16 protein-coding genes, 3 tRNA genes, 2 rRNA genes and 7 pseudogenes (1 of these 28 only partly in view) are annotated in these 21,558 nt (G+C 40.2%); 19 read left to right on the plus strand and 9 right to left on the minus strand.

Annotated elements, in window-relative coordinates; genetic code table 11:
* Positions 1–75 precede the first annotated feature (75 nt).
* Genes NYZ99_RS06155 through NYZ99_RS06165 form a run of 3 tightly spaced genes read left to right on the plus strand, consistent with a single transcriptional unit; the run spans position 76 to position 2,167 of the window.
* Complete coding sequence (locus tag NYZ99_RS06155; protein ID WP_260574454.1) at positions 76–792, plus strand: beta-L-arabinofuranosidase domain-containing protein; 717 nt, start codon at positions 76–78, stop codon at positions 790–792.
* A gap of 42 nt (positions 793–834) precedes the next feature.
* A complete protein-coding gene (locus NYZ99_RS06160; RefSeq protein WP_260574455.1) occupies positions 835–1,068 on the plus strand; it encodes a hypothetical protein in 234 nt (77 codons plus the stop codon).
* Positions 1,037–2,167, plus strand: coding sequence for a glycoside hydrolase family 127 protein (locus NYZ99_RS06165; RefSeq protein WP_260574456.1), 1,131 nt, complete (start codon positions 1,037–1,039; stop codon positions 2,165–2,167). Before NYZ99_RS06160 ends, NYZ99_RS06165 begins: the two co-directional genes overlap by 32 nt.
* Positions 2,168–2,254: 87 nt before the next feature.
* Here the strand turns inward: NYZ99_RS06165 and NYZ99_RS06170 are convergent.
* Positions 2,255–2,329: transfer RNA gene (locus NYZ99_RS06170), tRNA-Lys, on the minus strand.
* A 138-nt stretch (positions 2,330–2,467) separates the two neighbouring features.
* Here NYZ99_RS06170 and NYZ99_RS06175 point away from each other — a divergent pair.
* Positions 2,468–2,983, plus strand: a complete 516-nt coding sequence (locus NYZ99_RS06175; protein WP_260574457.1) for a shikimate kinase — start codon at positions 2,468–2,470, stop codon at positions 2,981–2,983.
* Here NYZ99_RS06175 and NYZ99_RS06180 read toward each other — a convergent pair.
* Both NYZ99_RS06180 and NYZ99_RS06185 read right to left on the minus strand, forming a co-directional pair.
* Positions 2,975–3,473: pseudogene (locus NYZ99_RS06180) on the minus strand (phosphoribosyltransferase domain-containing protein). The gene NYZ99_RS06175 and the pseudogene NYZ99_RS06180 sit on opposite strands and share 9 nt — an antisense overlap.
* 102 nt (positions 3,474–3,575) lie before the next feature.
* The gene (locus tag NYZ99_RS06185; RefSeq protein WP_260574458.1) at positions 3,576–3,959 is read right to left on the minus strand and encodes an RNA-binding S4 domain-containing protein; all 384 of its coding nucleotides are present in this window, start codon (positions 3,957–3,959) and stop codon (positions 3,576–3,578) included.
* Between the two features lie 162 nt (positions 3,960–4,121).
* On the opposite strand from NYZ99_RS06185, the gene NYZ99_RS06190 reads away from it, so the two are divergent.
* Together NYZ99_RS06190 and NYZ99_RS06195 are read left to right on the plus strand one after the other, a co-directional pair.
* Positions 4,122–4,754 (plus strand): FKBP-type peptidyl-prolyl cis-trans isomerase, encoded by a 633-nt coding sequence (locus tag NYZ99_RS06190; protein ID WP_260574459.1) that lies wholly within the window; start codon positions 4,122–4,124, stop codon positions 4,752–4,754.
* 40 nt (positions 4,755–4,794) lie between these two features.
* On the plus strand, positions 4,795–5,088 hold the full coding sequence (locus tag NYZ99_RS06195; protein ID WP_260574460.1) for a hypothetical protein: 294 nt from the start codon (positions 4,795–4,797) through the stop codon (positions 5,086–5,088).
* Here NYZ99_RS06195 and NYZ99_RS06200 read toward each other — a convergent pair.
* Positions 5,078–5,665: pseudogene (locus tag NYZ99_RS06200) on the minus strand (outer membrane beta-barrel protein). The gene NYZ99_RS06195 and the pseudogene NYZ99_RS06200 overlap by 11 nt on opposite strands.
* Before the next feature lie 326 nt (positions 5,666–5,991).
* Here NYZ99_RS06200 and NYZ99_RS06205 point away from each other — a divergent pair.
* The 7 genes and pseudogenes from NYZ99_RS06205 to NYZ99_RS06235 all read left to right on the plus strand — a co-directional run bounded on the left by NYZ99_RS06205 (position 5,992) and on the right by NYZ99_RS06235 (position 13,297).
* On the plus strand, positions 5,992–6,252 hold the full coding sequence (locus NYZ99_RS06205) for a tRNA-guanine transglycosylase (RefSeq protein ID WP_260574461.1): 261 nt from the start codon (positions 5,992–5,994) through the stop codon (positions 6,250–6,252).
* Between the two features lie 167 nt (positions 6,253–6,419).
* A pseudogene (locus tag NYZ99_RS06210) lies at positions 6,420–7,123 on the plus strand (tRNA guanosine(34) transglycosylase Tgt).
* A 59-nt stretch (positions 7,124–7,182) separates the two neighbouring features.
* Positions 7,183–8,209 (plus strand): annotated as a pseudogene (locus tag NYZ99_RS06215) (LptF/LptG family permease).
* Positions 8,196–9,152: a DMT family transporter gene (locus tag NYZ99_RS06220; protein ID WP_260574462.1), complete on the plus strand. Its 957-nt coding sequence runs from the start codon at positions 8,196–8,198 to the stop codon at positions 9,150–9,152. Before NYZ99_RS06215 ends, NYZ99_RS06220 begins: the two are co-directional and overlap by 14 nt.
* Before the next feature lie 89 nt (positions 9,153–9,241).
* Positions 9,242–10,195: an acetyl-CoA carboxylase carboxyltransferase subunit alpha gene (locus NYZ99_RS06225; RefSeq protein ID WP_260574463.1), complete on the plus strand. Its 954-nt coding sequence runs from the start codon at positions 9,242–9,244 to the stop codon at positions 10,193–10,195.
* A gap of 167 nt (positions 10,196–10,362) precedes the next feature.
* Entirely contained in the window at positions 10,363–11,913 is a 1,551-nt protein-coding gene (gene dnaB, locus NYZ99_RS06230; RefSeq protein WP_260574464.1) for a replicative DNA helicase, read from the plus strand.
* A gap of 121 nt (positions 11,914–12,034) precedes the next feature.
* Positions 12,035–13,297 (plus strand): asparagine synthetase B, encoded by a 1,263-nt coding sequence (locus tag NYZ99_RS06235; RefSeq protein ID WP_260574465.1) that lies wholly within the window; start codon positions 12,035–12,037, stop codon positions 13,295–13,297.
* A 4-nt stretch (positions 13,298–13,301) separates the two neighbouring features.
* Here the strand turns inward: NYZ99_RS06235 and NYZ99_RS06240 are convergent.
* Positions 13,302–14,098: pseudogene (locus NYZ99_RS06240) on the minus strand (HAD family hydrolase).
* A gap of 88 nt (positions 14,099–14,186) precedes the next feature.
* Here NYZ99_RS06240 and NYZ99_RS06245 point away from each other — a divergent pair.
* Both NYZ99_RS06245 and NYZ99_RS06250 read left to right on the plus strand, forming a co-directional pair.
* Entirely contained in the window at positions 14,187–14,609 is a 423-nt protein-coding gene (locus NYZ99_RS06245; protein WP_260574466.1) for a secondary thiamine-phosphate synthase enzyme YjbQ, read from the plus strand.
* A gap of 31 nt (positions 14,610–14,640) precedes the next feature.
* Positions 14,641–14,910, plus strand: coding sequence for an EF-hand domain-containing protein (locus NYZ99_RS06250; RefSeq protein WP_260574467.1), 270 nt, complete (start codon positions 14,641–14,643; stop codon positions 14,908–14,910).
* Between the two features lie 63 nt (positions 14,911–14,973).
* On the opposite strand, the pseudogene rplT reads toward NYZ99_RS06250, so the two are convergent.
* The 4 genes and pseudogenes from rplT to thrS form a co-directional block, all read right to left on the minus strand.
* Positions 14,974–15,320, minus strand: a pseudogene (gene rplT / locus NYZ99_RS06255) (50S ribosomal protein L20).
* A gap of 93 nt (positions 15,321–15,413) precedes the next feature.
* On the minus strand, positions 15,414–15,611 hold the full coding sequence (gene rpmI, locus NYZ99_RS06260; protein WP_047245905.1) for a 50S ribosomal protein L35: 198 nt from the start codon (positions 15,609–15,611) through the stop codon (positions 15,414–15,416).
* 116 nt (positions 15,612–15,727) lie between these two features.
* Positions 15,728–16,153 (minus strand): translation initiation factor IF-3, encoded by a 426-nt coding sequence (gene infC, locus NYZ99_RS06265; protein WP_260575201.1) that lies wholly within the window; start codon positions 16,151–16,153, stop codon positions 15,728–15,730.
* 151 nt (positions 16,154–16,304) lie between these two features.
* Positions 16,305–18,252 (minus strand): annotated as a pseudogene (gene thrS, locus NYZ99_RS06270) (threonine--tRNA ligase).
* A 674-nt stretch (positions 18,253–18,926) separates the two neighbouring features.
* On the opposite strand from thrS, the gene NYZ99_RS06275 reads away from it, so the two are divergent.
* The 4 genes from NYZ99_RS06275 to NYZ99_RS06290 form a co-directional block, all read left to right on the plus strand.
* Positions 18,927–20,452 (plus strand): 16S ribosomal RNA (locus NYZ99_RS06275).
* A 151-nt stretch (positions 20,453–20,603) separates the two neighbouring features.
* Positions 20,604–20,677, plus strand: a tRNA-Ile gene (locus tag NYZ99_RS06280).
* Between the two features lie 113 nt (positions 20,678–20,790).
* Positions 20,791–20,864, plus strand: a tRNA-Ala gene (locus tag NYZ99_RS06285).
* Positions 20,865–21,008: 144 nt separating this feature from the next.
* Positions 21,009–21,558, plus strand: a 23S ribosomal RNA gene (locus tag NYZ99_RS06290) (it continues 2,278 nt past the right edge of the window).
* The 16S and 23S rRNA genes sit together here with 2 tRNA genes alongside, the layout of an rRNA operon.

Below are 21,558 nucleotides of genomic sequence, written 5' to 3' on the forward strand. Positions count from 1 at the left end.
AGGGAAATTCATTGAGTATAAACACATGTGACATGGTCGATTTTTTTAAAAGGGCATACTATATTTTCTCGGATTTTGCTGGTACTTTTAGGTTGTAAGAATTTTAAATGTAGCGATTTAAAATCGGAAGTCAATCAAACTAACTATCTACAGAATCGCTTACCGTTACGTGAGATGCCATATCTAGAACTTCCTCCGGGTGCTATTAGACCCAAAAGTTGGCTAAAAGAACAACTACAAAGAATGGCGGACGGGATGACCGGACATTTGGATGAAATATATCCACAAGTTTTAGGTCCCAGCAACGGATGGCTAGGCGGTGATGGAGACGGTTGGGAACGAGGACCCTATTGGGTGGACGGGTTGTTGCCTTTGGCATATATTTTGGATGATGCCGATTTGAAGGCCAAAGTTTCACCCTGGGTTGAGTGGACCTTAACCCACCAAACAGAAGATGGCTATATCGGCCCGGTTCCTTTTAATACGAAACCCGAAATTATGCCAGGGGTACAACGTTCGAATCGTAAGGATTGGTGGCCCAAAATGGTAATGCTAAAGGTATTGCAACAGCATTACAATGCGACTGGGGATGAACGTGTAATTAAGGTACTTACAAACTATTTTAGATATCAATTAAAAGAACTTCCAAATCGACCACTTGATGACCTGACATTTTGGGCCAATAGAAGGGGAGCAGATAATTTACAAGTAGTATACTGGCTTTATAATATTACCGGTGATACTTTTTTACTTGACTTAGGGGAGATTATTCATGAGCAGACCTATCCGTGATTCACCGTTTTTTTGAATAAGCCTAACAAAAATGATTCTGTAGTGCCTTACGGTTATTTTCAATCAAAAAGATATCCTTTCGATTCTGTAGAGATCAAAAACACCTCTCTTTCGCAAATAGGGGGTATACATACCGTAAACTTTGCCCAAGGGCTAAAGCAACCTGGGATACGGTACCAAAAGGAACCAGATGAAAAATATATCTATGCGATAAGAAACGCTCTTCAGGACATCAAAAAGTATCATGGACAGCCACAAAGGAATGTATGGTGGTGATGAACCTTTACATGGAACCAATCCTGTGCAGGGAGTTGAATTCTGTTCTATATCTGAGAAAATGTTTTCATTGGAAACCCTCTTAAAGATAACAGGGGATACTGAGTTTGCAGACTTGCTGGAGCGTATTGCTTATAATGCACTTCCGGCACAGGCTTCCGATGATTTTTCGTCACGCCAATATTTTCAGGCTGCAAATCAAATAGAACTTTCAGACCGCCTAGAAAACTCGTTCGAGGCTCAAAACCATAAGGGGATAGATTTTGTGTATGGTGTTTTGACGGGGTACCCATGCTGTACTACAAACATGCACCAATCGTGGCCTAAATATGTACAGAACCTTTTTTATTCCACTGCCGATGCTGGTGTTGCAGCTTTATTATATGCTCCTAGTGAAGTTGATATCAAGGTTGCCGATAATGTAGACCTGACCATAACTGAAACAACTGGTTTCCCATTTGAAGATAATGTCAATTTTAGTTTTGCTCTTTCTAAATCAGCTACTTTTCCCTTTCATCTCCGTATCCCAGCATGGATCAAAAATCCCATCGTAAAAGTTAACGGACAAATAGTAAAGGGTAGGTTGGATAGACAGATTTTCATCATAAACAGGACATGGAATAACGGAGATGAGGTTACCATTACACTACCTATGCATATCATAACATCTAAATGGCATCAAGGTGCTGTAAGTATAGAGAGGGGGCCTTTGGTCTATTCCCTAAAGTTAGAAGGTAATGAAAAGGTAAAAAATCGGAATGATGGTTTCGGGGAATTTACTGAAATTAGCACAAATGAAGATTGGAATTTTAACTTGTTAAAATCCGAGTTAAACCAGTTACCCAGTTCGGCTAGAATAATCAAAAAACCGTGGGACGGTAGTTACCCCTGGAATTTAGAAAAAGCTCCTATTGAAATAAGGATTAAAGCAACAAAGTTTCCGGAATGGAAGCTAGTAGGTGGTGCTCCGATTTTTCCGGAGTCTACTGATTCGATTGGAAAGCAAAATTCAAGGCGCTTAGAATTGGATGAGATTACTTTGATACCCTATGGTTGTACTACTTTACGAATAACCGAATTTCCATTGATAAATCTTTAATCCGGAATAAAATTCAAGACGTAAGAAACAGAATATCCGTGAATTTTAATCATAAAAAAACCTTGACCGAAAAGTCAAGGTTTTTAGGTGACCGGGCTGGGGCTCGAACCTGCGAACCTCTCCTTAAAAGGGAGATGCTCTACCAACTGAGCTACCAGGTCAAAATTAATCTACAAAGATTCCTCGTTTGCGGGTGCAAATATAAGGTCTATTATTTATTTACCAAGACTAAATGGGGAGAAATTTATTTTTTTTTGAAATCGGTCGATTTTAACGGATTTTTACAAAAAAATAGAAGCTGTGAAAATTATTCTAATAGGTTATATGGGGAGCGGGAAGACAACAATAGGTAGGGCATTGGCTAAACAATTGAACTATAATTTTTTAGACCTTGACCAATATATTGAGGAAGCTGAGGGAATGTCCATTGGGCAGATTTTCAAGGATAAAGGTGAAGTTTATTTTAGGAAAAAGGAAACTGACTATTTGAAGGAGGTACTTCAATCAGATCAGGAATATATACTATCTGTAGGGGGTGGAACACCTTGTTTTGGTAATAACATGCAACTTATAAATGAAGCGAGTCCTAATTCAGTCTATGTTCGAACGGATTTACAGGTCTTGTACGAAAGACTTTTAAAGGAAAAGGATGAGCGTCCATTAATTACAAAACTCTCTAAGGAAGAGTTACCTGATTTTATAGCAAAACATCTTTTTGAACGAAGTTTTTTTTACAACCAAGCGCACCACAAGATTCATAATCAAAATAAATCCGTCGAGGATGTGGTGATGGAAATTCAAAAAATTCTAGTCTAAAAATACCCTATTTTTTTTGGGTTCAAAGAGAACGTTTACGTGTTCCTGCAAGGAAGTTGAAAGGGAAATACCTTTATAATCCGCCTTTACAGGATATTTTTTATGGTTCCTATTGACCAATACAGCTGTTTTTAATTGTTTAAGCGGAGTTTTAAGAAAGTGATGAATCTCATATATCAAGGTAGTGCCTGAATTAAGAACATCATCGACCGAGAACAACAGATTTATTGGCGTAATCGCTTTCAGGTAACGAAGTGGATACACCACTTTTAAGAGGGTCACTTTTGTCCATCATGACTTGACATAGGATTATCTCGGCATCCGTAATTTTCTTTAGAACAATCATTATTTTTTTGGCAAAAAGCAACCCACCACCCTCTATTCCTGCTACTACGATTTCCTTTTCGGAAACATTGGCCTCATATATTTGATAGGCTATTCTTTCAATTTTATGTTGAATCTGTTGATGGGTTAAAATCTGTTGTTGCATAACCTGAAATTATCTAGTGTAAATATAGAGGTAAAATTCGCTATTCCCTATTCGTTATTGGTTGTTGGCCGAACTGAAGATGCTTATTTGAGTTTTTTATTTTCACCCGTCGTTTTCTTCATTGGTATCTAAATAGTCATCGATTTCCCGTCGATCTTTTTTAGTCGGCCTTCCCGTTCCCTTTTTTCGATAATAGTCTTTGGAGTACTGTAAAAGTTCGTGATGGTCGAATGCTTCTTTTGGAGTGGTGTCCTTTCTATAGATATCCACGAGTTTGGCTCCAACTCGGTTCTCCGGAATATCCAAAACGGTAAGTTCATAGTCTATTTGATTTTTGCGTAGGACAATTTTGTCCAAAGGAAAAACTTCCCTTCCTGGTTTGGCTGTTTGGCCGTTGATTTTAACATGACCTTTTTTGCAGGCGGTCGTGGCAATGTTCCTTGTCTTAAAATAGCGTGTACTCCAAAGGTACTTGTCAATGCGCATGGCAACTAAAATCTTTGTTAAGGTATTCCACAAAAATAGGGGAAAATTGTATCTTGCGCGCTTAAATTATTGTTGATGAAATTAAAGAACATAGTAGTCCTTATTGTTGTTTTTATGAGTATTTGATCCTGTAAAAAGGATGACGATCCTATAGGTGAATTGGTGCCACCTAGATCGATCATTGAGGTTGCTGCTGAGGATGATGCGGAGATTCGTGAGTTTTTAAGTACCCATTTCTTCAATTATGATGAATTTATAAATCCTCCATCGGATTTCGATTATAAAATCAGATTTGATACCATAGCGGGAGATAATAGTCAGAAAACACCTATCATGTTCAGTGATACCATTTCGGGTGCTAATTTTGAATTTGGTATGGAGACCATTACCGTAGAGTCTTCTTCTTTTGGTGTTACAGATGAGGAAGTTTCTGATCATACACTATATTATTTGGTTGTGAGACAAGGTGGTGCTGAAGAAATGCCAACCATAGGGGATAATGTCGTATTAAGATACGAAGGTACCTTATTGGACGGAACTTTGTTCGATGCATCAAGCAATCAACCGGTGACTTTTAATCTTTCCGGAGTTGTTCGAGGATTTGGTAATGGTATGGAATATTTGAAAACTGGTACAAATCTAATTGTGAATGATGACGGTACTGTAACTTACTCTGATTATGGCATAGGGGCCATTTTTATCCCATCAGGGCTGGCCTACTTTAATCGCGGTTCACGGTTCTACAATCGCAGCGTATACTCCATTAATTTTCAAGGTAGACTCATTTACATATGAAAAGGATACTGATTTCGATGGTGATGGAATTCCCTCTATTTTGGAGGATATTGATGGGGACGGAAATTTGAATAATGATAACACTGACAGGGATACCGAGTTTAATGTGTTTTTGGCCAATTATAATGATACAGATGATGACGCGGATGGAATACCAACGAGAGAAGAAATTTTATTGGATGAGGAAGGTAATTTTGTGGATTTTAAAGATACGGATGGCGATGGTACACCGACTATCCGGATAGGGATTCTTAATTATAAGCACAGCAAAAAAAAGGCTTCCAAAAATTGGAAGCCTTTTTTATGCCTTATTCTATATCTTTTCAAATTTTAAGGGATAAACTTAAAATAAGTTGATCCGGTCTCGGTATCGATACGGTCGCCTGTTGGAATTCCTCCGGTAGTATTAATGAAATTCACCTCGTTTTCACTAAATCCCCTTTCATATCTAAGGTCAATTCCCAACTTACCCAAATTCACGCCGGCACCAATATTAAGACCAACCGTAAAATCGTTCTCCACATCACCCAAGGTAACGCCGTCAAAATCGGTGTCCGAATATATTGGAATGCAGATCCTGCAAAGACATTAAGTGAATCAATAACATTAACTCCCAAAAGTACAGGCGCATCTAATTTTTTCATCTTAAAGTCACCATCATTATAGTCGGACTTTATACTGGTGTACACCAATTCGGGTCTTACATATATTTTACCTCCTAGTTTACCATAAATACCCGGATGGTATCCCAAGTTTTTGTCCGGATTCTCGTAGGCATCACCTACTGAATCAAAATAGTCTCCATTACCAGCGTAATTTAAACCTCCCTTGATTCCAAAACCGGAACCGCTCTGTGCCATTGCCGTTAAACCGGTCAATAACATGACAGTAAGAAAAAGTGTTTTTTTCATAATAGTTTTATTTTATTGAAACATTAGTATCAAGAACAATACCAATCGTTTCCTTTCTCGTTATACCATCAGAACGGTAGGTAAAGTTCTTTTATTGTTCCGTAAAAATAGAATGGCTGTTCGGTTTATATGGTCGCATAGGTTATTAAGATTGACTTAAAAAGTATACAGCCTATGTAGAAACACATTTCTTATAAATAACCGATGTTTAATTTATGAGTAAGTGAAGTAGTATTGTATCCGGTTTATCCCTTAAGACCATCTTTGGTTTTTATTAAGTTTTATAGACACTGAGTTCATTATCTTTGCACCCTTATCTAAGCATATTGAAATTTACATTACACAAAACGGATGTCCAAAGTAAGGCAAGGGCAGGCACAATAGTAACGGATCACGGGAGTATTGAAACGCCTATTTTTATGCCAGTTGGTACGGTGGCATCGGTAAAGGGAGTACATCAAAGGGAATTGAGGGAGGAAATAAACCCGGATATAATTTTGGGGAACACGTATCACCTTTTTTTACGTCCGAAAACGGATATATTAAAAGCCGCTGGTGGCCTACATAAATTTATGGGATGGGACTGAAATATCCTTACGGATAGTGGTGGATACCAAGTATATTCTTTGTCTCGGAAATCGTAAGATTAAGGAAGAAGGGGTGAAGTTCAAATCACATATTGATGGTTCCCTTCACATGTTCACACCAGGAAAATGTCATGGAAATCCAAAGGGTAATAGGAGCGGATATTATTATGGCATTTGATGAATGCACACCATACCCTTGTGATTATAATTATGCAAAGCGATCCATGCATATGACGCATCGATGGCTGGACCGATGTATCAATCATTTGGAAAAAACACCTTTTGAGTATGACTATACCCAAAGCTTTTTTCCAATAGTTCAGGATCCACATATAAAGATTTGAGAAGACAGTCGGCGGAATATATAGCGAACACTGGTGCCAAAGGTAATGCTATTGGAGGTCTATCCGTGGGGGAGCCTGCCGAGGAAATGTATGGTATGACGGAGGTGGTTTGTGAAATTCTTCCGGAGGACAAACCAAGATATCTTATGGGGGTAGGTACTCCCATTAATATATTGGAAAACATTGCCTTGGGAATTGATATGTTCGATTGTGTAATGCCCACCGTAAACGCAAGAAATGGTATGCTTTTTACCGCCCATGGAACCATCAACATTAAAAATAAAAAATGGGAGGATGACTTTTCTCCCATAGATGAGATGGGAACTACTTTTGTGGATAGGGAATATTCCAAGGCCTATTTGCGACACTTGTTTGCGGCCAATGAATTTTTGGGAAAACAAATCGCTACAATTCACAATCTAGGGTTTTATCTTTGGCTGGTACGTGAGGCAAGAAAGCACATTTTGGAAGGGGATTTTTATGCTTGGAAAAGCGCAATGGTAAAACAAATGGACAAAAGACTATAAGAGTGCTATCGATTATAGACAAATATATTTTAAAGAGGTACTTGGCCACTTTCGCTATGATGCTCCTTTTATTTATCCCCATAGGGATAATGGTAAATTTGGCGGAGCAAATTGGAAAGATGATAGATAATGAGGCCCCATTGAATGAAATATTGATCTATTATCTGAACTTTACCATTTACATCGGCAGCTTGCTGTTTCCTATTTTTCTCTTTTTATCGGTTATCTTTTTTACCTCAAAATTGGCGAATAATACGGAAATTGTGGCCATTTTAAGTTCAGGGGTTTCCTATGGTAGATTCCTAAGGCCGTATTTGATTGGGGCGACTATCATAGCAATTATTATGTTCTTTATGACCATGTTCATTGTGCCACAGGCCAGTATTGGTTTTAATGAATTCAAGTTTAAATACTTGAAGCGCGGTAAGCAGGATCGGATAACAAATAACATCTTCAATCAGCTCAACGAAACGGATTTTATCTATGTAAGCAGTTTTGATCCGGCGCGGCAGTTAGGTCATAATTTCACCTATGAAAGGTTTAATAGTGACAATAAGCTTGATTTTAAAATTTCAGCTGTAAACATTCGGTGGGTTGAAAAGGATAGCAATTACAGACTCACTTCCTATGTTAAACGGAAAATGGTTGGGGATTCTGCCATTTTAGACAGTAAGCGTAGGTTGGATACCATATTTTCTTTTAAAATTGATGACCTTACCCCAGTCTCTTATGTAGCCGAAACAAAGAATTTATTCGAACTCGATCAATTTATTGCGGACTAAAAAAGAAAAGGTGCATCGAACATCAATACCTATATTCACGGTCAAATACAAACGCTGGGCCTTACCGTTGACAGCTTTTATTCTTACGATTATTGCAGTAGCTGTTTCCTCTGTAAAAAGAAGAGGTGGTATGGGTGTAAACCTGGCCTTTGGAATTTTGGTGGCCTTTGTGTTTATCTTTTTTGATAAGGTATTTGGAACGCTTGCGGAGCAATCCGGATTTTCGCCGTTATTGGCAGTAATTATCCCCAATGTGCTCTTTGGGCTTTTGGCCTTTTATTTGCTGCAGAATGCCAAAAGATAGAATTCTCAACCTGCTCCATTTACATTTTATTGTTTTCATATGGGGCTTTACCGCAATATTGGGAAAATTGATTTCCATTGATTCGCTACCGTTGGTTTGGTATCGGATGTTATTGGCCGCTGTGTTTATATTTATATACATTAGGTTGGTACGCTTTCGTTTACAAGTGGACAAAAGAACGTTGTCTTGGCTCATCTTTGGAGGCATTGTGGTTGCTAGTCATTGGGTTACTTTTTTCTACGCTATAAAAATTTCTACTGTTTCCATTGCGCTCGCTATGATGTCTACGGGTGCTTTTTTTACCGCAGTAATGGAGCCTTTTTTCTTCAAGCGAAAAGTAATAGGATATGAATTGTTGTTCGGGCTTTTGGTGATTGTGGGTCTGATTTTGATTTTCCGGGTAGAGTCGAATTATGCCTATGGGATGTTGGTTGCCTTGGGCTCATCATTTTTGGCTTCCATATTTTCCTTAGTTAACGGAAAACTGGTCAAACAGCATAAACCATCCGTAATTTCCTTTTACGAGCTCGGTATCGGTGTATTGTTTCTTTCGTTAATATTGGGAGTTCAAGGTAGTTTTTCAATGGAGTTTTTTCAGCTCAACAATATGGATTGGCTTTATTTGAGCATTCGCGCCCTGATTTGCACCGCTTATGCGTTTATAGCTTCCATAAAGGTAATGAGGATATTGACCCCTTATACAGTAATGCTTACCACAAATTTAGAACCCGTGTACGGCATCCTTTTGGCTTGGTTCATTTTTGGTTCGGAAGAACAAATGAATCCGTTATTTTATATAGGCGCCATTCTTATTTTAAGTACGGTTATTCTAAACGGAATTTTAAAGAATAAGGCGAGTAAAAATAAATTCCCTTTCAGAAAACTAAGGGAGCAGACCAAGGAAACAAAACTCAAAAGCCCGGGAAGACCCGGAAGCATTTAAATCCAATTTGTCTAGCAAATGACTATGGGCAAATTACCCATTAAAGTTTTATCTTTGCCTACGCAACTAACGAAATCTTATTGAAAACTATGGAGTATTTGGATTTTGAACTTCCAATTAAAGAGTTGGAAGAGCAATTGGACAAGTGTATGATTATTGGTGAGGAAAGCGATGTAGATGTATCCGAAACCTGTAAACAAATAGAGAAGAAATTAGACGAGACAAGGAAGGAAATCTACAAAAACCTTACCCCTTGGCAACGGGTTCAGCTATCAAGGCATCCAAATAGACCGTATACGCTTGATTACATAAGGGCAATTTGTGGGGACACGTTTCTTGAATTGCATGGTGATCGTAACGTAAAGGACGATAAGGCCATGATAGGTGGGCTTGGCAAAATAGGTGATCAGAGTTATATGTTCATCGGACAGCAAAAAGGTTACAATACCAAAACGAGACAGTACAGAAATTTTGGGATGGCCAATCCGGAAGGGTATCGAAAGGCCTTGCGTTTGATGAAGTCCGCCGAAAAATTTGGTATACCCGTAGTATGCCTTATAGATACTCCAGGTGCCTATCCAGGTATTGAAGCCGAGGAACGGGGTCAAGGGGAAGCCATAGCAAGGAATATTTTAGAAATGACACGATTGGAAGTACCCATTATCGTGGCCATTATTGGTGAAGGGGCTTCCGGTGGAGCATTGGGAATTGGAGTAGGTGATAAGGTTTTAATGTTGGAGAATACTTGGTATTCGGTTATTTCGCCTGAGTCATGTTCCTCTATCCTTTGGAGAAGTTGGGAATACAAGGAGAGAGCTGCCGAAGCCTTAAAACTTACGGCAAGTGATATGAAAAAATTAAAATTGATTGATGAAATTGTAAAGGAACCGGCTGGGGGGGCACACACCAATCGAGAAAAAACTTTTGAAATCCTAAAAAATAAAATTGCCTCGCATTATGAGGAGCTACAAAAGTTATCACCAAAAGAATTGGTGAAACAGCGGATGGAAAAATATGCAAACATGGGCGTTTTTAATGGATAAACTACCGTTTTACTAACGTACGATCGAACCGAAGATTTTCATCTTCGGTTTTTTTATGTTATCAACATAAAATCGTATTTTATTAACAGGCAAATTGTTAGTTAACTGTGAACATCGGATTCCATTTAAGTAAAGTTAACTAAAGGTTAATTGTATATTTTCGCAGTATGGAGAACACACAACCTTTTGTTGGTCGTAAGATTGACAAATCCACGATTATTAGCCTCGAAAGAGGAAAAATACCACCACAAGCAGTTGATTTAGAAGAAGTTGTGCTTGGAGCAATGATGATTGATAAAAAGGGTGTCGATGAAGTTATTGATATCCTACATCCTGATGTGTTCTACAAGGATGCCCATAGATTTATATACGAAGCCATATTTGTATTGTTCGAAGAATCGCAACCAGTGGATTTATTAACCGTTTCTTCGCAATTGAAGAAGGCGGGGAAATTGGAGGCCGTTGGAGGGGATTTTTACCTTATAAAGTTGACCCAAAAAGTGGCATCTTCAGCTCATATTGAGTTTCATGCCCGTATCATCCTACAAAAATATATTCAGCGTAGTCTTATCAAAATATCGAACGAAATTATCGAAGATGCCTACGATGAAAGTACGGACGTTTTTGACCTATTGGACAATGCGGAAGCCAAATTATATGATGTTACCCAGGGAAATCTAAAGAGGTCCGCAGAAACAGCACAGAATTTGGTAATCCAGGCCAAGAAAAAAATCGAGGAAATTGCCAACAGGGAAGGTCTGAGCGGAATACCTTCCGGTTTTGATAAATTGGATAAGTTGACCTCCGGATGGCAACCCAGTGATTTGATCATCGTAGCGGCCCGTCCTGGTATGGGTAAAACAGCACTGACCTTGTCGATGGCCGGAAATATGGCAGTGAATTCGAATACTCCTGTAGCTTTCTTTTCTTTGGAAATGTCTTCGGTTCAGTTGATTACCCGTTTAATTTCTTCGGAAACTGGTCTGTCATCGGAGAAACTAAGAACAGGAAAACTTGAAAAACATGAATGGGAGCAATTGAACGTAAAGGTAAAAACCTTGGAAAAGGCACCTTTATTTATTGATGATACTCCTTCATTATCCATTTTTGATTTACGGGCCAAAGCTAGAAGATTGGCCTCCCAGCATGGAATTAAAATGATCATGATTGATTATTTGCAGTTAATGACGGCTGGCGGTAGCCAAAAAGGAGGAAATAGGGAACAGGAAATTTCTACGATATCAAGAAACTTAAAAGCCTTGGCAAAGGAACTTAACGTTCCTGTGATCGCGCTTTCGCAGCTTTCCAGGGCAGTAGAGACAAGGGGTGGTAGCAAAAGACCAATCCTTTCTGATTTGAGGGAGTCCGGGGCCATAGAGCAAGATGCGGATATTGTTTCCTTCATATATAGGCCCGAATACTATAAAATTGAAGAATGGGATGATGAGGAACGTACCCCTACACAAGGACAGGCCGAGTTTATCGTGGCAAAGCATAGAAATGGTGGTCTTGATAATATTAGGCTTAAATTTATCGGAAGCCAAGGGAAGTTCGACAATTTGGATGATTTTGACTCTCCATTCGAGTTTCAGTCCAAAATGAACGATAATGAGGAGAATCCTTTTATCACAAAAAACCTACCAAGTGCGGATGACGCTTTTGGTAGCTCAATGAATCAAGGTTTAGATCCTGAGGACGACGACGATGTACCATTTTAATGGAGAAGTGGACTAATTTTGAGTTTTAATCGGTCTTATTTTAAAATCTTTAACGCTCCTGGAAATACAGGAGCGTTTTTTTTCGTTTATTTTTGAGAGAGTGCCAATTGAATTATGTAGTATGAACAGAATTCTGTTATTATTCGTAGTAAGTCTGATTTCTCATCTTGGGTTTGCCTCCTCCATTTTAATACCAATGGATGCGGAAAATCAAAAAAACCATTTAAAGGCCTATGGAATAACCTATTGGGTACTTTCCAAACAACAAAAGGTACAATGGTTACTCAACTTTAGGGGCGGTTCCTTTCTATTGCCGGATGGAGAGGTTATACGTAAGGAGTGCCAAATTAGGGGGGTTTCTTTTGAAATCCTTTCTGATGATCAGTCAAATTCCATTTTGGATGAGATAAGTAGTCCATCCAAAAATCAGGATGCCGTAATATTGGAGAAAGCTCCCAAGATTGCAGTCTATTCGCCCAAGGAGAATCAACCATGGGACGATGCGGTTACCATGGCACTTACCTATGCGGAAATTCCTTATGTAACGGTCTACGATGAGGATGTCTTGGAAGACAAATTGGCTCTTTATGATTGGCTGCATTTGCATCATGAAGATTTTACAGGGCAATATGGCAAATTTTATGGGGCTTACAGGGCAACACCTTGGTATATTGAAGGGAAGAAAGAGGCGGAGAAATTGGCCCGTAAATTGGGATATGATAAAGTTTCTGATGAGAAACTGGCAGTTGCCTTGAAAATTAGAAATTATGTAATTGGTGGCGGTTTTATGTTTGCCATGTGCTCTGCGACGGACAGTTTTGACATCGCCCTTGCGGCCGATGGTGTGGATATTTGTGAACCCATGTTCGATGGGGACTCATCCGACCCTAATTATCAGGCAAGTTTAGATTTTGACAAGACCTTTGCCTTTACGGATTTCACATTGGAAAGAAGCCCTGTAAAGTATGAATTTTCCACTATAGACATGACTTCAAAAAGGGGCAATGTTCCAAAAGAACAAGACTATTTTTCCCTGATGGATTTCTCGGCAAAATGGGATGCCGTTCCAACAATGTTATGCCAAAACCACACATCCTTGGTAAAAGGTTTCATGGGGCAAACAACGGCCTTTAATCGGTCAGAAATTAAACCTACGGTATTGGTGCTAGGGGAAAACAAATTAAACGGTGAGGCCCGTTACATCCATGGTATAAAGGGAAAAGGTTTCTTCACTTTTTACGGCGGCCATGATCCTGAAGACTATCAGCATAGGGTAGGGGATCCGAAAACCGAATTGGAATTGCACCCAACATCACCAGGGTATCGGTTAATTTTAAATAATGTGCTGTTCCCTGCGGCTAGAAAGAAAAAGCAGAAAACATAATTAATTATAGGGCAACCAGTTTTTTCAACTGATGTTCTACGCCCATTTTGTCGTTACTCAGGGTGGTGTACCTGGCTACTTTTTTAATGTTGGGGTGCGCATTTTCCATGGCAAAACTATAATCAGAAAGTGCCAACATTTCCAAGTCGTTGTTATAGTCGCCAAATACCATGATTTCATGAGACTTTATCCCGTAAGTGTGCATCACTTTTTCCAAAGCAAACCCCTTATGCGCATTAGGACTGGATATATCCACCCAATTTTCACCGAAACTTTTACTTTAAGTTTATCTTCAAAATGTTTTACATAGGGGTATATGTATTTTTCGGAATCATCAAAATGGTAAATGGCAATCTTAATGACTTCTGAATCTACAATCTTAAGTTCTTCAAGGATTTCAAACTTTGTATAATATTCTTTAAGTTTTTGAACGAAGGCATCGGACTCTCCGGAAATATAGGCCATATGTTTGCCACAAAGAACAGGATGGGTGTTGGGTACTTTGCTCAATTTGTTCAAAATCTCTGAAACAAACTGGGTATTTAAAGGAGTAGATAAAATTTCATGATCTCTTTGTTTTGCAAAGCCACCGTTCTCTGCGATTACGATGATATCATCCTTTATTGGGTGTAACTTATCAATGATACTGTTATATTGCCTGCCACTGGCTGCAACAAATAGAATACCCTTGGATTTTAGGCTTTCAAATAGTTTGAAAAATTCATCACTTACTTCGTGATTTGAATTCAATAGAGTGCCGTCCATATCGGTAACGACCATCTTAATAGTAGATAAATCCATATTTTTAAGTAAGCAACAAAGATATTTCAACAGGTTGTATTAAGTAAGTAAAGCCTGAAGTTTTACCTTTATTTAATAAGATTTTAGCATGGATTGGTTTCAAAAGGAGTTTACATTGCCTTCTTATTCAAGGGGCTTCCATTTAATAACGGATAGAATACTTGCCAAATGCCCGGAGATTGGGAATATAAAGATTGGAATGTGTCAGGTTTTTATTAAACATACCTCCGCAAGCCTAACGATAAATGAAAATGCAGACCCGACAGTTAGAACAGATTTTGAAAGCCATTTAAATACCATGGTACCTGAGAATGCACCTTATTATATTCATACCTATGAAGGAGCGGATGATATGCCGGCCCATATTAAATCTTCTTTAATGGGTTCTTCGGTACAAATACCTATTACTAAGGGTAGACTAAATTTGGGAATATGGCAGGGGATATATCTTTGTGAGCACAGGAATCACGCTTCGGGTAGAAAGTTGGTGGTTACCATTTTCGGGAATTAGCTTCATATCTAAATAAATTAAATAATACAATATGACTACAGAAGAATCCATTTTAAATAAAATCCAGATTTTAATTACCAACCATTTTGATACACCTCAGAAAGCTTTTGAATTTTTTGATGCCGATAGTGATGGAAAGCTTACCAAAGGGGAGATTGTTAAATTGTTGAAGGATGCTGAAATCAGTGGGTTTTTAAGAGGAATAGTTTCGACAAAACTGATAGAGGGGTATGATAAAAATGGTAATGAGCTAATTGATTGGGAAGAATTTAAGGCTGCCATTGCCAGGATTAAGCGATGATCATTTAAAAACAAAAATCCGGCCTATTTGGGCCGGATTTTTTTAAGTGAGATTCTGTTTTAACTATTTTACCTGTTCTACAATTGCTTTAAAAGCATCTCGGATGATTCATTGCCAAATCGGCTAGAACTTTTCTGTTAAGTTCAATACCATTGGCTTTGATTTTCCCCATAAATTGAGAATAGGACATTCCATGTTGTCTCGGCACCTGCATTAATACGGGTTATCCATAGGGACCGGAATGTTCTTTTCTTGTTTTTACGGTCTCTATAAGCATATAACATTGCTTTTTCAACCGCATTCTTGGCTACTGTCCAAACGTTTTTACGTCTTCCGAAGTAACCTTTGGCTTGCTTCATTACCTTTTTTCTTCTGGCTCTTGAGGCAACTGCATTTACTGATCTTGGCATTTCTTTTTGTTTTTTTGTAGTGGGCGCCCTTATTTATTCTAAGGAACTTTTATTGGCCCAACTCCATGGTTAATAATTCTACCTTTTGAACTTTTACTTTAAACGTAATTGTTCCTTAATGCTGTTAACATCATGTTGGTGTACCAAAGTGTCATGTGTTAACGCAAGCTTACGTTTTTTGGACTTTTTCGTAAGAATATGACTCTTAAACGCATGCTTTCTTTTGATTTTACCGGTACCTGTTAGCTTAAAACGCTTTTTGGCACTGGATTTTGTTTTTTGTTTAGGCATTTTCTCCTATTTATTTAATTAAAATCTCACTTTCATGCTAAACGCTACCAGTTGAATAACCAATAGCGTTCAGTATTTTATTCATTCGTTTGGTTTCTCCATGAAAACCTAACTACTTATTTCTTTGTCTTTGGTGCGATGAACATTGTCATTCGCTTACCTTCTAATTTGGGCATCTGTTCCACCTTTCCCAGTTCCTCCAATTCTGAAGCTAGTTTTAAGAGTAGAATTTCTCCTTGATCTTTATAAACTATTGAACGTCCTTTAAAAAAAACATAGGCCTTTAACTTAGCTCCATCTTTCAGGAATTTTTCGGCATGTTTCTTTTTAAATTCATAGTCATGGTCATCCGTATTTGGCCCAAACCTAATTTCCTTAACAACAACTTTGGTTGCTTTGGCCTTCATGGCCTTCTCCCTTTTCTTCTGTTCGTATAAAAACTTTTTGTAATCAATAATTTTACAAACAGGAGGATCCGCCTTAGGTGAAATTTCCACCAAATCCAATTCCAATTCCCTTGAAATTTCAAGGGCTTTACGAATTGGATAAACTCCAACTTCTACATTATCACCAACTAACCTTACTTCGGAGCCAGTATTTGTTCATTAATATTATGAGGGTTTTTGTTTTCCCTTCTTGGTTGAGGCCTGAATCTTTTACGTATTGCTATGACTTACTATTTTTAATTAAACTTTAATTTTTGAACGACTTTAAGGTACTATTTATTTCTTTAGATACCAAGTCGGTAAACGCTTCAACGCTTATGGCTCCTAAATCCTCGCCTCCGTGCCTTCTAACAGAAACGGTGTTGGAGCTTTCATCATTTTCACCTACGATAAGCATAAATGGAATCTTATTCATCTCTGCTTCCCGTATTTTTTTGCCAACCGTCTCATTTCTACGGTCAACAAGGGCGCGAATTTCGTTATTTTCTAGCGATTTTAAAACTTTTTCCGCATATTTTTCATGTTTCTCGCTTACCGGCAATAGGATTGCTTGATCTGGGATTAACCACAGAGGAAAATTACCGCCAGTATGTTCCAGCAATAGGGCGATGAAACGCTCCATGCTACCAAAAGGAGCACGGTGTATCATAACCGGTCTATGCAATTCGTTGTCACTTCCCTTGTAGGTTAGTTCAAATCTCTCGGGTAAATTGTAATCCACCTGTATAGTCCCTAGCTGCCACTGTCTTCCAAGGGCATCCTTTACCATAAAATCTAATTTTGGGCCATAAAAGGCAGCCTCCCCACTTTCAATTACGAAGTCGAGTCCCTTTTCCTTCGCGGCATTTATGATAGCTTGTTCGGCTTTTTCCCAATTTTCAACAGACCCGATATATTTTTCAGGGCTATCCAAATCCCTAACGGATACCTGAGCGGTGAAATCTTCAAAACCTAATGAGCCAAGTACGTATAATGATAAATCAATTACTTCCTTAAACTCTTGGTCTAGCTGGTCAGGAGTACAGAATATGTGGGCATCATCTTGGGTAAAACCCCTCACCCTGGTTAGTCCATGAAGTTCACCACTTTGTTCATATCTATATACCGTACCAAATTCCGCATACCTTTTAGGCAGTTCTTTGTAACTAAAGGGACGGGTGTTGTAAATTTCGCAATGATGTGGACAGTTCATAGGTTTTAATAGAAACTCTTCGTCCTCTTTGGGAGTATGTATGGGTTGAAAACTATCCTCGCCATATTTAGCATAATGACCCGATGTTACATATAGTTCCTTTTGACCAATGTGTGGGGTAACGACCATTTCATAACCTGCTTTCTTTTGGGCCTTTTTTAGAAATTGTTCGAGTCGCTCCTTCAGTGCTGCACCTTTAGGTAACCATAGGGGAAGTCCTTGGCCCACTTTCTGTGAAAAAGTAAAAAGCTCCAACTCTTTTCCTAATTTTCTGTGGTCTCTCTTTTTGGCCTCTTCCAATAATTCTAAATATTCGGTAAGGTCTTTCTGCTTTGGGAAGGATATACCATAGACCCTGGTCAATTGGGGTTTGTTTTCATCACCTCTCCAATAGGCTCCGGCCACACTTAATATTTTAATTGCTTTGACAATTCCGGTATTTGGAATATGGCCACCACGGCATAAGTCTGTAAAAGTATCGTGGTCACAAAAGGTAATGGAGCCATCTTCCAAGTTTTCAATCAATTCCACCTTATATTCGTTCCCTTGTTCTTTATAGAATTTTAAAGCATCGGATTTTGATACTTCCCTCATCCTATAATCATGCTTGCCACGCGCAATTTCTAGGGCTTTTTGTTCAATCTTGGAAAAATCCTTTTCGGATATATTTCCCTCAGGTAAATCAACATCATAATAGAACCCATTTTCTATCGCTGGACCTATGGTTAGTTTAACACCCGGGTATAACTCTTCCGAGAGCTTGGGCTACTATATGTGAGGTAGAGTGCCAAAAAGCTTTTTTACCTTCTTTATCGTTCCAAGTATATAAGGTAAGAGATCCGTTTGTGGTTAAGGGTGTAGTGCTTTCAATGATGGTGTCATTAAATTTTGCGGAAATTACGTTCCTGGCAAGTCCTTCGCTTATGCTTTTTGCCACTTCCATAGGAGTGGCGCCCTTTTCAAATTCCTTAATGGAGCCATCTGGCAATGTAATTTCTATCATAATCTAATTTTATGCGGGGAGCAAAGATAATATCTTGTGGTTATGTCCGCAATAGTATCATATAATATGTTTTAATGCTTTTGAGGTATCCCTCCCTATGTATAAAAGTAATTAAGAAGTGTCGGTTGTGTTTATATAGGAGCATAATTGGCGGAAACATTCCTCTTTTTTCTTTGTTTTGAATCGATTTTTTAATTAAATTCAATGCCCTTTTTCTTTTAAACTTCACAAGTGTCTCATTTCAAGATTGTTGTGTGTTTAGGGGTGAAAAAGTTTAAAAAAGCTGCATTTTTTCTTTGTTATTTAAAAAACAGGCTTACATTTGCAGCCCGTTAATCGAGCAGGATTTTTCAAGTAAGATTAATGACATTAAAGTGCAAAACGTTCATTGTTTTTTTGTTTTTCTGATGGTTTGAAAAAAATATTTTTTTCTTTTTAAAAAAGTTGTCAGGTAAAAAAACAGTTGTATATTTGCACCCGCTTAGTGAGACACTGGGCGATGATTGGGTCGGGTGACCGGCCTTGTTACAGAATTGTTCATTGAAATATTGTGGAGAGAATCGCGAGCTTTTTAGGAAGTTTTGCGATGGTAGATAACATAAAGAATTAGATCGAGAGAATCGGGGCCGGGGAGTCATATTTCGGAGGTCGTTGGGACGAGTATATAAAGAACAACGATGAAGAGTTTGATCCTGGCTCAGGATGAACGCTAGCGGCAGGCCTAACACATGCAAGTCGAGGGGTAACAGGGAGCTTGCTCCGCTGACGACCGGCGCACGGGTGCGCACCGCGTATGGAACCTGCCTTCTACAGGGGAATAGCCCAGGGAAACTTGGATTAATGCCCCGTGGTACCACGACCTGGCATCGGGACGTGGTTAAAGCCTTCGGGCGGTAGAAGATGGCCATGCGTCCCATTAGTTAGTTGGTAAGGTAACGGCTTACCAAGACCGCGATGGGTAGGGGCCCTGAGAGGGGGATCCCCCACACTGGTACTGAGACACGGATCGAGACTCCTACGGGAGGCAGCAGTGAGGAATATTGGACAATGGGCGAGGGCCTGATCCAGCCATGCCGCGTGCAGGAAGAATGCCCTATGGGTAGTAAACTGCTTTTATACGGGAAGAAAAAGGGGCACGTGTGCCCCACTGACGGTACCGTAAGAATAAGGACCGGCTAACTCCGTGCCAGCAGCCGCGGTAATACGGAGGATCCGAGCGTTATCCGGAATTATTGGGTTTAAAGGGTCCGTAGGCGGGCCGGTAAGTCAGGGGTGAAAGTCTGTAGCTCAACTATAGAATTGCCTTTGATACTGCTGGTCTTGAGTCATGGTGAAGTTGCCGGAATATGTGGTGTAGCGGTGAAATGCATAGATATCACATAGAACACCGATTGCGAAGGCAGGTGACTAACCATGTACTGACGCTGATGGACGAAAGCGTGGGGAGCGAACAGGATTAGATACCCTGGTAGTCCACGCCGTAAACGATGGATACTAGCTGTCCGGGCCCTTGAGGCCTGGGCGGCCAAGCGAAAGTGATAAGTATCCCACCTGGGGAGTACGTTCGCAAGAATGAAACTCAAAGGAATTGACGGGGGCCCGCACAAGCGGTGGAGCATGTGGTTTAATTCGATGATACGCGAGGAACCTTACCAGGGCTTAAATGCAGTTCGACAGGTCCGGAGATGGACTTTTCTTCGGACGGATTGCAAGGTGCTGCATGGTTGTCGTCAGCTCGTGCCGTGAGGTGTCAGGTTAAGTCCTATAACGAGCGCAACCCCTACCGTTAGTTGCCAGCATGTCAAGATGGGGACTCTAACGGGACTGCCGGTGCAAACCGCGAGGAAGGTGGGGATGACGTCAAATCATCACGGCCCTTACGTCCTGGGCCACACACGTGCTACAATGGCAGGTACAGAGAGCAGCCACGTCGCAAGGCGGAGCGAATCTATAAAACCTGTCACAGTTCGGATCGGGGTCTGCAACTCGACCCCGTGAAGCTGGAATCGCTAGTAATCGGATATCAGCCATGATCCGGTGAATACGTTCCCGGGCCTTGTACACACCGCCCGTCAAGCCATGGAAGCCGGGAGTGCCTGAAGTCCGTCACCGCAAGGAGCGGCCTAGGGCAAGATCGGTAACTAGGGCTAAGTCGTAACAAGGTAGCCGTACCGGAAGGTGCGGCTGGAACACCTCCTTTCTAGAGATTGTCCCTTCAAGGGACGATCCCCGGCGGCCTTCGAAGGTCCTTCAGTCCCGTTTTTTCGATTTATTTATGTTCTTGGAAAGAAAATCTCCGCAATCATGATATATAACAAATACGGAAGGGGCGCTGCCCTGGAAGTAGGGACAGTCCCATAGCTCAGCTGGTTAGAGCGCTACACTGATAATGTAGAGGTCGGCAGTTCGAGTCTGCCTGGGACTACGAGCCCCGTTTTGGGGGAACGTTCATTGAGGATGAAGTATTGGAAATTTTAGAGGTTGAGTTACAGGGTTATCGCTGATAACTACCGGCTAATGACTCATGACTAAAGAAATGGGGGATTAGCTCAGCTGGCTAGAGCGCCTGCCTTGCACGCAGGAGGTCATCGGTTCGACTCCGATATTCTCCACATGCCCTTGAGGGGCGACAGGTTCATTGACATATTGGAACAGGGAATACAGAGGTACTTTTGTGCCGATGTATATACCTAAAAAGAAAGAAACACGAATCTTTATAAAGTAAAGAGTACAAGTAGAATAGAACAAAAGGAAAGGCGACAAGCTGGAAAAGGGCGTATGGGGAATGCCTAGGCTCTCAGAGGCGAAGAAGGACGTGATAAGCTGCGAAAAGCCGCGGGGATCGGCACATACGATATGATCCGCGGATATCCGAATGGGGCAACCCGGCATGTTGAAGACATGTCATGCCGTAAGGCAAGCGAACCCGGTGAACTGAAACATCTAAGTAGCCGGAGGAAGAGAAAACAAAAGTGATTCCGATAGTAGCGGCGAGCGAAATCGGATTAGCCCAAACCGTTGTTGTTTCGGCAATAACGGGGTTGTAGGACCACGCTGTTCGAGATGTGATGAACTAGAACGCTTTGGAAAGAGCGGCCATAGACGGTGATAGCCCGGTATAGGCAAAGAACATTTAGATAGTGGTATCCTGAGTAGTGCGGGGCACGTGAAACCCTGTATGAATCCGGCGGGACCATCCGCCAAGGCTAAATACTCCTGAGAGACCGATAGTGAACCAGTACCGTGAGGGAAAGGTGAAAAGAACCGTGAACAACGGAGTGAAAGAGATCCTGAAACCATACGCCT

Source organism: Maribacter litopenaei (assembly GCF_025244665.1).
In the GTDB taxonomy this organism is placed as follows: Bacteria; Bacteroidota; Bacteroidia; order Flavobacteriales; family Flavobacteriaceae; genus Maribacter; species Maribacter litopenaei.

Coding starts and splice junctions, on each gene's coding strand:
- NYZ99_RS06225 (WP_260574463.1), top strand. CDS start 9,242: ATGGAGTATTTGGATTTTGAACTTCCAATTAAAGAGTTGGAAGAGCAA.
- NYZ99_RS06165 (WP_260574456.1), top strand. CDS start 1,037: ATGGACAGCCACAAAGGAATGTATGGTGGTGATGAACCTTTACATGGA.
- NYZ99_RS06185 (WP_260574458.1), bottom strand. CDS start 3,959: ATGCGCATTGACAAGTACCTTTGGAGTACACGCTATTTTAAGACAAGG.
- dnaB (WP_260574464.1), top strand. CDS start 10,363: ATGGAGAACACACAACCTTTTGTTGGTCGTAAGATTGACAAATCCACG.
- NYZ99_RS06245 (WP_260574466.1), top strand. CDS start 14,187: ATGGATTGGTTTCAAAAGGAGTTTACATTGCCTTCTTATTCAAGGGGC.
- NYZ99_RS06220 (WP_260574462.1), top strand. CDS start 8,196: ATGCCAAAAGATAGAATTCTCAACCTGCTCCATTTACATTTTATTGTT.
- NYZ99_RS06250 (WP_260574467.1), top strand. CDS start 14,641: ATGACTACAGAAGAATCCATTTTAAATAAAATCCAGATTTTAATTACC.
- NYZ99_RS06235 (WP_260574465.1), top strand. CDS start 12,035: ATGAACAGAATTCTGTTATTATTCGTAGTAAGTCTGATTTCTCATCTT.
- rpmI (WP_047245905.1), bottom strand. CDS start 15,611: ATGCCTAAACAAAAAACAAAATCCAGTGCCAAAAAGCGTTTTAAGCTA.